This is a genomic window from Skermanella sp. (assembly GCF_059503625.1).
Genome location: NZ_JCACHA010000752.1, coordinates 1 through 9843, shown reverse-complemented (window position 1 = coordinate 9843; position 9843 = coordinate 1). Strand labels below are relative to the sequence as shown.

Below are 9843 nucleotides of genomic sequence, written 5' to 3'. Positions count from 1 at the left end.
CATCAGGGCATAGGGCGCCATCGTCGGGCACAATGCCAGGACCCGCGTCGGGCGGCGTTCGTTCCAGACCCGCTCCACCCAGGCCATCAGCGCCGCATCGCGCACCGGATGGCGGGACCGGCCGAGGTTGAGCAGTCCGGCGGAAGCCACTTTGCGTGAAGGCGGGCGCTCGCTCCGCGCGAAGAAGACGCTATGGCAGAACTGCCTGACGAAACCCTCATGCCGGCGATCGACCGAGTCGTCGGCAAAACAGCCGAGGTGGACCCTGTAACTTCCGGATAGGTGCCGCAGCATCCTCCACGCACGCATCGAAGCTCCCGGCTGGGCCGGGTGCGGTATGCCGGGCGTGAGGAGCAGCATGTCTTGCATTGCTCCCGAATAACCCGCTGTTCCGGGCATGGTTCCGGACCAGGAATGATCTTTGGAAAACGATCACGGATTATATCCGGACAGAAGAGCCGGATCGGTGGATTGACAACCATGCGTCGGCATCGCAAGGGTTCGCACCGCATCATACCAACCTAAAAATCGGAAAATATCGGAATGCGAAAGATTAGTCTGTTTGCTTCTGCCCTCATTGCGGGTGCCTTGATTTTCAGCGGCGCTCTTTTTTCTTCCGGTGTCCATGCCGCCGAGGACTCGCTGAAGGTTCGCAAGGAAGGCTTCGAGGCCACCAAGAAGAGCTTCGGCGCCATCAAGAAGATCCTCGAAGAGGGCGGCGACCTGTCCGGCGCCGCAGCTTCCGCGCAGTCGATCAATGCTTTTGCCAAGCAGGTCCCCGCGCTCTTCCCGGCCGGTTCGGACAAGGGCGAGACCAAGGCGAAGGCCGCCGTCTGGAGCAATGGTGCCGATTTCGGCGTCAAGGCTCAGGCTTTCGAGGCCGAAAGCGCCAAGCTGGTCCAGGCCGTGGCGAGCGGCGACAAGGCCGCCGTGCAGAAGCAGTTCGGCGCGGTCGGCGGAACCTGCAAGGCATGCCACGACACCTACCGGTCCGAATAGGCGCCGGTCGGAGTTTCCGGTCGGAACATCCGGCCTGAACCGGGACCGGCGGACCTGCCGGCCCCGGTTCAGGCCGTCCCGAGCAACAGGACGACCAGAGCGGCGGCAGTGCAGAAGACCAGGGTGGCGGAAAGGATACCGGGACGCGCCGCCGGCATCTTTGCCAGTCCTTCGGCCGTCATGCCGGCCGGGACGGTTTTGCGTCCCGTGATCATGGGACGGATCAGGTTCTCGCGGCGGATCACCAGGTAAGCCGCGACCACGGCGACATGGGTCGCCACAAGCACCAAGATCAGGTCGAACAGCAGGCGGTGCGTCGTGCTCAGCGTCTTGACGGCGGCGCTTGACGCAAGGTCCACGAAGGGACCGTCGACCATGATGTCGTCGCTCGTGAACAGGCCGCTTCCCGCCTGGGCCAGCAGGACCAGCAGCAAAGTCACGACCATCCAGCCGCCCAGCGGGTTGTGGCCCAGAACGGGCGGCACCCGGTCCGGCGGCAGCCGCAGTTCGCGCAGGTGCTCCAATGCCGCGCGCGGTCCCCTGATGAAGGTCGCGAAGCGGGCCGGATAGCTGCCGACGATCCCCCATCCCAGGCGGAACAGGAGCAGCGTCAGGATCGTGTAGCCGCTGAGGAAATGGATACGCATCCAGCCCAGTTCGGCGGCCGCCCAGGACGTGGCTATGGAAATCACCAGCAGCCAATGGAAAAGACGGACGGGAAGGTCCCATACGGTGACGCTTTGCTGGCCGGCCGAAGGCCGCTGGGTATCAACATCGTTCATGATAAGGCCTTCCGATGGCTGCCTGCCCGGCGCCCCCGCGCTCCCCCGGCGGGAAGCATGGGAGTGGTAGAAACGGCCGGCAGGCGCTGCCCGTGGATCATACCGCACATGCGATACCGCCATGAAGGGAATTTCATCCCGGGAAAATCGCTGCGCGGCGCAGAGCGGCCACATGCAATCCGTTAAAGTAACACCATCATTCGATGTAGACTATTGTTTGCGACATAACTCTTTGTGTTTATCAAGGATAAGACCTCGGAGTAGACTTGTGCTGTCGGCTTGAATTCGTTCCCCGCGCGGGATAAACAGACATCATCCCTTCAAGGAACGGAAAGGGACCAGCGGAGGTTTTATGGAAGCGCAAGCCCGGAGACTGATGGCTCAGTTACCGTATATGCGGCGCTACGGGCGCGCGCTTACCGGTTCCACGACAAGCGGCGACGATCTCGTCACCCGTGCGCTTGAGGCTGCCCTGATCGAACCTGAGCGGTACAACCTGGAGGCGGACGACGAGCCGGTCACCAGACGCCGCCTCTATACATTGCTCAACGGGTTGTTCGACGCCGCCAGGGGTACCAGTCCGGGTTCCGCCGCCGTTTCCGGCGACCCCGGCCATCCGATCGAAGCGGCGCTGAGCAACCTGCCGGAGCTGGAAAGGCGCGTATTCCTTCTGGTCAGCCTGGAGGAACTGTCGACGCCGCAGGCGGCCGACGTCATGGGCGTTCCCTCCGACGAGGCGCGCGAAGCGCTCGGCCGCGCGCAGAACGCCATGCGCGAGCAGCTGGTGGCGAATATCCTGATCGTCGAAGACGATGCGATCATCGCCTACGACCTGACGGAAACCGTCCTGGGCATGGGGCACAAGGTCTGCGGCACCGCCGCGACCATGGAAGAGGCGCTTGCCGCCGCCGCCGCCAACCAGCCCAGCCTGGCGCTGATGGATCTGCGGCTGGCTCACGGCGGCAGCGGCATCACGACGGCGCAGGCGCTGCGCGAGACGCGGGCGCTGCCGATCATCTTCGTGACCGCCTTCGCCGAGGAATTGAAGCAGCGCGGCCTGGATTATCTCGGCCCGGTCATCAAGAAGCCGTTCACCCGCGAGCAGATCGAGCGGGCGATCACCCAGGCCGTCTTCACTCCCCGTCCCGGCGACACGCCCCCGACGCTTGCCGGCCGATCCGCCGGCTGAGCGCCCTGCCCTACGTGTTTCATAGCTGCCATACGGGTTATTGATACGGCAGGACGGGGCGCCGAAGTTCTGGGAAGCAAACCCCGGATCGGAAAACCGCCCGCATGTCCCTCGCCGCAGCCCGCGATCCTTTCCACAGCCCCCATCGCCTGACCAACCGCCTTCACACAGTTCTGCTGCTCGGCGGCATGATCGGGCTGCTGGCGGCCTGCGGCTGGATCGTCGCCGGACCTGAAGGTGGGCTGTGGGCGCTGGCGCTGGGCGGAATCAGCCTTGCCTTCGCGCCCCGCATGTCGCCGCAGATGGTGCTCGGCCTCTACGGCGCGGTGCCTGTTCGCCCCTGGGACCTGCCGAACGCCGTCAGGGTCCTGAACGAGCTGGCGGAGCGCGCGGGGCTTCCGGCGCCGCCTCAACTCTACTGGATACCCAGCCCGACGCTGAACGCCTTCGCCATGGGACGGCCCGGCGACGCGGCCATCGCGGTGACCGACGGCATGATCCGGTCCCTGACGCTGCGGGAACTGTCGGGCGTGCTGGCGCATGAGATCAGCCATGTCCGCAACGGCGATCTCTGGCTGATGGGGCTGGCCGATACGGTCAGCCGGCTGACCCGCATGATGTCGCTGTTCGGCCAGATCCTGCTGCTGTTCAACCTGCCCCTGCTGCTGACGGGTGCCGTCACCATTCCCTGGGGCCTGATCCTGCTGCTGGTGCTTGCTCCGACGATCGGGGCGCTGCTTCAGCTGGCCCTGTCCCGCACCCGGGAATACGACGCCGACCTGGGCGGCGCGCTGCTGACCGGAGACCCGATGGCGCTGGCCGGAGCGCTGCGCAAGCTCGAACGCAACGGCCGGGGTCTGTGGGAGTCGCTGCTGATGCCCGGCCGGCGCGATCCCAACCCGTCGCTCCTGCGGACGCATCCGCCGACGGAAGAACGCATCCGCCGCCTTGCCGCGCTCAGTGGCCAGCTCGACGACGGCCGCATCGCTTCGGCGGCCGGCGGACATGGGCCCGGCTCCGGTCGGTTCCGCGAAGTCCGGACCCGGCCGCGTCACCGGCTGACGGGCTTGTGGTACTGAAAGCCGAACTCTTTGGGAGTATGGCGGCGCGTATTGACCTGGATCAAGCCCCTTCCACGCCAGTCGCATGACAATACGACCATAATATTCATGCAGCGATGGCAAGGGGAGCAGTCATGAAGATCCGCACGCTTCTGGAGCTGAAAGGCAAGACCGTCGTCAAGGTACGCCCCGACGACACCATCTCCAAAGCCGCTCACCTGATGAAGCTTCATCATGCGGGTTGCGTGGTCGTCAGCGAAGACGGCAAGCATGTCAACGGAATCGTCGCCGTCCGCGACATCGTCTACGCCCTGGCCGAGCGCGAAAGCCGCATCCGGCATCTCACCACGTCGGAAATCCTGGACGCGCCGATCAGTTCGATCATGACCCACACCGTCAAGACCTGCGGTCCGGACGACAGCCTGCGCCACGTCATGGAAAACATGACCAAGTGGCACATCCTTCACATCCCCGTGATCGATCACGGCGAGTTGTGCGGGATCGTCAGCGTCGATGACGTGGTCAAACACGCGGTCGCCGAAATGGACATGGAGAAGGGCGTGCTCCAGGATCGGGCTCATCTCTACCAGACGCTGGAAGACATGCGCTGAAGCCACTCCGGCTCGGTTTCCCCGGAAGCTCCTTCAGCCGGATCGTCAGCCAGAACGAGGCCGTCGCCGCGCCACTCCAGCAGCCACTCGCCCGGCTGCCCGCCACGGCAGCGGAGCAGCCGGGTCCGCCAGCGCGGCAGCCCCACTCCCTGCTCGCCGCTCCCAGCCTGCCCATCGGCGGGCAGGCTGGGGGCGGCGCTCAGGCCCCAGCGCGTCACCGATGCGGTGGCGGCTCCCAGCCGGCGGCTGGACGAGCGAAGCAGCAGTGCGGTGACGCCCGATGCTTCCGCCGCCAGTTGCAGCCGGCGGCTGGCCACCATGTCGATATCGCCGACCTCCCCCAGCACCGCCGCCAGGGACCGGCAGCGCAGGGACTCTTCCATGGCCCACAGGATATCGGCATCGCGCCGGGCGCTCACGACGATCAGCCGCTCCGGCTTCAGGCCGTAAGCGGCGATTCCCGGCGCGTAGAGATCGTCGTCCCGCGTGATCCAGACCACCTGCCCGCTACCTGCCACCCCGCTACCCGAATCCGTCCGCCGGCTGGAGATCCGGGCCAGGATCGCGGCGCTGAAGCCGGTCGCCACGCTGTTGAACGGATCGTTCTCGCCGACGACCTCGTGCAGGCACCCCAGCGGCAGCCCGCCATCCGGCAGGACGCCGTCCACATCGGGAACACCCAGCGGCAGGAAACGGGTGCCGTCGGCCCCGCCGATCCCTTCCATCCGCCGTATACGCCCCCGCAACTCGGCCAATACGGCGGCCTTGGAAGCGGCGGGCGTGGCGTCGGATGGCGTTGGCATGGGTATGATCTAGCCCTGTTAGCGGAAATGTTCCCTATTTGTTCTAGTTTGAAGCACGAAGGAAGTCAAGGAGGCACCTTTTTTCCTAAGAAAGCCATTTCAAGCGGTCAGAACAGCGAGCTGGCGAGATCGCGTCCCGCTCCCACGCGCCGCATTTTCTTGTCCGGACCGGTACTGACCAGACGGGGGGTCTTGTTGAAATTCATGGTGATGATCAGGGTGGCGGCGTCCTTGATCACGTGGAGCGTCTTTTCCGCCTCGACCGGCAACGGGATCTTTCGCCCCATGCAGAAGGCGATCATAGCCGCCGCGACTTCCTGTTCCGTCAGGACCAGGGTGGTGGTCTTGCCGTAGTCGTCCTTGACCTCCATGACAGTCTCGATCATCTCGCCGGTCTGGAACTTCACCGACTCGACAGTCCCTTGGGGCAGTTCCTCATTGCGTTTGCGGCGACGGGCAATAACGGCGCCGATAAGCTCGCGCTCAGTGAAGACGATGCAGCGAAGCTCTCTCATCGAATACCTCTGATATCACGCTCATGGATGAGCACATCCCAGGGTATAGACAGGCAGTTTTTAAAAATTGATTAGCCTTTAACGGACCTTCAGCCGGACCCGTTTTCGAGCCCGGCGATCTCGCGGATCAGCTTGGCAAGGATGGCGGACGCGAAGGCGTCGAAGTCGCGCGCCGCGATGTAGAAAGCCCCCGGCCCGCCGATCACGTTCTCCTCGTAATAGCGGTCCAGATCGACCGGCGCCGCACCGCCCCAGGGATTGGGCCTGTCGTTCAGGATCGGCAGGCCGTTGATCGTGATGCCCTGCTCCACCGCCTGGTCGCGCGCCAGCACCGGCGGACGCCCGCGGTTGTTGACCCCGTCGCCCGAAATGTCGATCACCTGACGGACACCCTCGAACCCGTTGCCGTCGAACAGCGTCGCGGAATAATCGATGGCGCCGCTCAGCGACGTCCAGCGGGCCGACGCGAAGGGCGCCGCCTGGATCTGCTGCGCGAAGCTCGCCGCCTGCTCGCCGGTACCGATCAAGGTCCAAGGCACTACCATCCGCTGATAGTCCTCCCCCGCCCATTCCACATAGGTCACCGCGATGGCGCCGAAGGGGCCGCCGCCCATGGCGGCGACCACGCGCGGATTGGTCAGGGCCGCGACATAGCCTTCGCGCTGGAGCGCCGCCTCCTCCTCGTCTACGCTGCCGGAGATGTCGATCGCGAGGACCAGTTCCAGGTCCACCGGCTGCTGCGCCTGGGCCGGCCATGCTCCCACCGTCATCAACAGCATCCACAGGGCCGGCAGGCCGGCGATCGGGTTGGCACGGACGCGCATCGCAACCTCCTGGAGGAGAATGACCGGTCTATTGAACCAAGCGCCGACGAATCACGCAAGCATCACGGCTCCCGAGGAACGACGACCCTGTTTTTCAAGATCCTGAAGAATGGAACGAAGCACACCACATGGTGTTGAGACGCTTGAACCGATCAAATCGAGACCCGAAAGGCCGAATAATGGATATCGTCAGAATTCTCCTTGCCATCCTGTTGCCTCCGCTGGGTGTCTTCCTTCAGGTTGGTATCGGCCTGCAATTCTGGGTCAACATATTGCTGACGATCCTGGGTTACATTCCCGGTATCATTCACGCCCTTTATATTATCCTCAAGTACAAGTAAGCACCATGGCCCCGGCCGCTCCCCAGGACTACGACGCCAAGCTCGCTCAATTGGAGCGGCTGGCGGACCTGCTCGACAGCCGCTGGCGCATCCCCGGTCTCGGCATCCCGATCGGGATCGACGGCATCGCCAGCATCTTCCCTGTCGTGGGCGACAGCGCCACCGGCGTCGTCTCGGCCTATCTGGTCTATCAGGCGTCGCGCATGGGCGTTCCCAAGAGCGTGCTGATGCGCATGGCGGGCAATGCCGGACTGGACTGGGCGGTCGGCTCCATCCCGGTGCTCGGCACCCTGTTCGACATCGGCTTCAAGGCCAACCGCCGCAACGTCAACCTGCTGCGCCGTCACCTCGAGGAAGAGCGCGACCGCAACCCGGCACTTCGTCCGACTCTGCGCCGGGTTTGAAGCGGCCAGTTCAGCCGGAAGTTTGACCCAAATCAAGGCGGGCAAGGCTGGCCGCGCGCAGTCTTGCCGCCATGAACGCAGATCTCATAGCCAAGTATGACGGCCTCCGGGTACCGCGCTACACCAGCTTCCCGACGGCCCCCCATTTCGGTAGCCAGGTCCAGGCCGCCGATTATCTGGAATGGCTGGGAGCATTGCCCGCCGGCCAGAGCCTGTCGCTCTATTTCCATGTGCCGTTCTGCCGGTCCATGTGCTGGTACTGCGGCTGCCACACCAAGATCGTGGCGCGCTACGAGCCGGTCGCCGAATATCTCGACCTGCTGAAACGGGAGATCGACCTGATCGCCGCCGCTCTGCCAAGCGGCCTCCCGGTGCGCCACATCCATTTCGGCGGCGGCACGCCGACCATGATCGCCCCATCCGACTTCGAAGCCCTATTGGCCCATGTCCGCTCCCGCTTCACGGTGGAGCCGGACTGCGAGATCGCGGTCGAGATCGACCCCCGCACGCTTGCCGCCGAAGCTCCGGCCGCCCTCGCGCGGGCCGGCGTCAACCGTGCCAGCCTCGGCGTTCAGGACCTCGACCCGACCGTTCAGGGCGCCATCAACCGCGTCCAGCCCTATGCCGTGACGGAGAGCGCCGTCCGGGCGCTCCGCCGTGTCGGCATCGACAGCATCAACCTCGACCTGATGTACGGCCTGCCCCACCAGACGCCGGAAAGCTGCGAGGAAAGCGCCGAACTGGTGATGGAACTGACGCCGGAGCGACTGTCCGTGTTCGGCTACGCCCATGTTCCCTGGATGAAGAAGCACCAGCGGCTGATCGACGAATCCGCACTCGCGGATTCACGCGGAAGGTGGAAGCAGTTCGACGTCATCGCCGCCGTGCTGGCGGACCATGGCTACCACCAGATCGGCCTCGACCACTTCGCGCTGGAAAGCGATCCGATCACGGTGGCGCAGCGGGACGGCACCCTGCGCCGCAACTTCCAGGGCTACACGACCGACGGCGCGGATGTGCTGATCGGCTTCGGCGCGTCCTCCATCGGCGCGATGCCCAACGGCTATGTCCAGAACGACCCGGCGATCGACCGGTACGGCGAAGCCGTGCGCGCCGGCCGGCTGCCCATCGTCAAGGGCAAGCGGCTAAGCGCCGACGACCGGATGCGCCGTGACCTGATCGAGCGCCTGATGTGCGACCTGGCCGTCGATCTGGACGATGTCGCGGCCCGCCACGGCATGGACGCCGGACTGTTCGCCCCCGACCTCGACAAGCTGGCGCCTCTGGCGGCGGACGGGCTGGCGAAGATCGACGGTCACCGCATCACGGTCCCGGAGGACGTGCGCCCGCTGGTCCGCGCGGTAGCGGCGGCCTTCGATCCCTACCTCGACGTGGCGGCGATGCGGCACTCGAAGGCGATCTGATCCGGCCCCTCTCTCCTTCCCGTCTGGTATTACCCTCTGGTTTTCTGCGGTCATTTGGGCCAAAACTAAGGGAATGCCAGAGGGATGGCGGATGCCATGAGAGAGAAGACCGCGCGATGATCACGCTGTACAGCTATCCTTCGCCCAATGGGCACAAGGCCTCGATCATGCTCGAGGAAACCGGATTGCCCTACGAGACCGTCCGGGTGGACATGACGGCGGGCGAGAACCTGGAGCCCGGCTTCCTCGCCATCAGCCCGCTCGGCAAGATCCCCGCCCTGATCGACCACGATGCCGCCAAGGCTCCGCGCCGCGTCTTCGGCTCCGGCGCGATCCTGGAATATCTTGGCGAAAAGACCGGCAGGTTCCTGCCGACCGACATGTGCGCCCGGACCGAGGTGTGGAACTGGCTGGCCTTCGGCGTCAGCGATGTCGGCCCAACCTCGGTCGACATGTTCCGCTTCGGCGTCCGCGCCCCGGAAAAGCTCCCCTACGCGATCGAGCTGTTCAAGTCCGAACTGCACCGCTGCTACCGCGCGCTGGAAGCGCAGCTTTCCCAGACCGAGTATCTGGTGGACGGCGAGTACACCATCGCCGACATCTCCGTCTTCCCCTTCGTCGCCGTAGCCTCCCAGACCGCCCCGACGCTGTTCGAGACGTACCCCAGCATGAAACGCTGGCATGACCTCGTCAGCACCCGCCCTGCCGTCCAGCGGGGGATGGTGGTGCCGGAATAGCGGCGGCGCGGCAAAGCGTAACAACCCTAATCTCAGACATTTGCGATTGCCCGCATATTGCGTATGCTCCTGGTGAAACCGGGATATCATGGCAATGAACACGGCTGAATTTCATCAAGAAAGTCCTGGCCGGATCGAATACCGGTTCGAAAT

At 64.8% G+C, this 9843-nt stretch carries 13 protein-coding genes; 8 read left to right on the top strand and 5 right to left on the bottom strand.

What is annotated here, in order from left to right; genetic code table 11:
• The coding region (locus tag AC5JJ6_RS25985; protein ID WP_496044849.1) for a hypothetical protein at positions 1-360 on the bottom strand (360 nt) is incomplete at its 3' end.
• A gap of 183 nt (positions 361-543) precedes the next feature.
• Here AC5JJ6_RS25985 and AC5JJ6_RS25980 point away from each other — a divergent pair.
• Positions 544-999: a c-type cytochrome gene (locus AC5JJ6_RS25980; protein ID WP_496044848.1), complete on the top strand. Its 456-nt coding sequence runs from the start codon at positions 544-546 to the stop codon at positions 997-999.
• A 68-nt stretch (positions 1000-1067) separates the two neighbouring features.
• Here AC5JJ6_RS25980 and AC5JJ6_RS25975 read toward each other — a convergent pair whose 3' ends face one another.
• A complete protein-coding gene (locus AC5JJ6_RS25975; protein ID WP_496044847.1) occupies positions 1068-1781 on the bottom strand; it encodes a cytochrome b/b6 domain-containing protein in 714 nt (237 codons plus the stop codon).
• A gap of 376 nt (positions 1782-2157) precedes the next feature.
• On the opposite strand from AC5JJ6_RS25975, the gene AC5JJ6_RS25970 reads away from it, so the two are divergent.
• The 3 genes from AC5JJ6_RS25970 to AC5JJ6_RS25960 all read left to right on the top strand — a co-directional run bounded on the left by AC5JJ6_RS25970 (position 2158) and on the right by AC5JJ6_RS25960 (position 4642).
• Positions 2158-2970, top strand: coding sequence for a PhyR family response regulator anti-anti-sigma factor (locus AC5JJ6_RS25970; protein ID WP_496044846.1), 813 nt, complete (start codon positions 2158-2160; stop codon positions 2968-2970).
• Positions 2971-3074: 104 nt separating this feature from the next.
• Positions 3075-4049: a zinc metalloprotease HtpX gene (locus AC5JJ6_RS25965; protein WP_496044845.1), complete on the top strand. Its 975-nt coding sequence runs from the start codon at positions 3075-3077 to the stop codon at positions 4047-4049.
• A gap of 116 nt (positions 4050-4165) precedes the next feature.
• A complete protein-coding gene (locus AC5JJ6_RS25960) occupies positions 4166-4642 on the top strand; it encodes a CBS domain-containing protein (protein WP_496044844.1) in 477 nt (158 codons plus the stop codon).
• On the opposite strand, the gene AC5JJ6_RS25955 is transcribed toward AC5JJ6_RS25960, so the two are convergent.
• From AC5JJ6_RS25955 to AC5JJ6_RS25945, 3 genes are all read right to left on the bottom strand, one after another.
• On the bottom strand, positions 4615-5445 hold the full coding sequence (locus AC5JJ6_RS25955) for an ImuA family protein (protein ID WP_496044843.1): 831 nt from the start codon (positions 5443-5445) through the stop codon (positions 4615-4617). The genes AC5JJ6_RS25960 and AC5JJ6_RS25955 overlap by 28 nt on opposite strands.
• A 107-nt stretch (positions 5446-5552) precedes the next feature.
• Positions 5553-5960, bottom strand: coding sequence for a hypothetical protein (locus AC5JJ6_RS25950; RefSeq protein ID WP_496044842.1), 408 nt, complete (start codon positions 5958-5960; stop codon positions 5553-5555).
• Positions 5961-6049: 89 nt separating this feature from the next.
• Complete coding sequence (locus AC5JJ6_RS25945) at positions 6050-6784, bottom strand: DUF1194 domain-containing protein (RefSeq protein WP_496044841.1); 735 nt, start codon at positions 6782-6784, stop codon at positions 6050-6052.
• Between the two features lie 179 nt (positions 6785-6963).
• Between AC5JJ6_RS25945 and AC5JJ6_RS25940 the strand changes: the two genes are divergently transcribed.
• From AC5JJ6_RS25940 to AC5JJ6_RS25925, 4 genes are all read left to right on the top strand, one after another.
• The gene (locus AC5JJ6_RS25940) at positions 6964-7125 is read left to right on the top strand and encodes a YqaE/Pmp3 family membrane protein (RefSeq protein WP_496044840.1); all 162 of its coding nucleotides are present in this window, start codon (positions 6964-6966) and stop codon (positions 7123-7125) included.
• A 5-nt stretch (positions 7126-7130) separates the two neighbouring features.
• Positions 7131-7529: a DUF4112 domain-containing protein gene (locus AC5JJ6_RS25935; RefSeq protein WP_496044839.1), complete on the top strand. Its 399-nt coding sequence runs from the start codon at positions 7131-7133 to the stop codon at positions 7527-7529.
• Positions 7530-7600: 71 nt separating this feature from the next.
• A complete protein-coding gene (gene hemN / locus AC5JJ6_RS25930) occupies positions 7601-8953 on the top strand; it encodes an oxygen-independent coproporphyrinogen III oxidase (RefSeq protein ID WP_496044838.1) in 1353 nt (450 codons plus the stop codon).
• A 116-nt stretch (positions 8954-9069) separates the two neighbouring features.
• Positions 9070-9690, top strand: coding sequence for a glutathione S-transferase family protein (locus tag AC5JJ6_RS25925; RefSeq protein WP_496044837.1), 621 nt, complete (start codon positions 9070-9072; stop codon positions 9688-9690).
• Positions 9691-9843 lie beyond the last annotated feature (153 nt).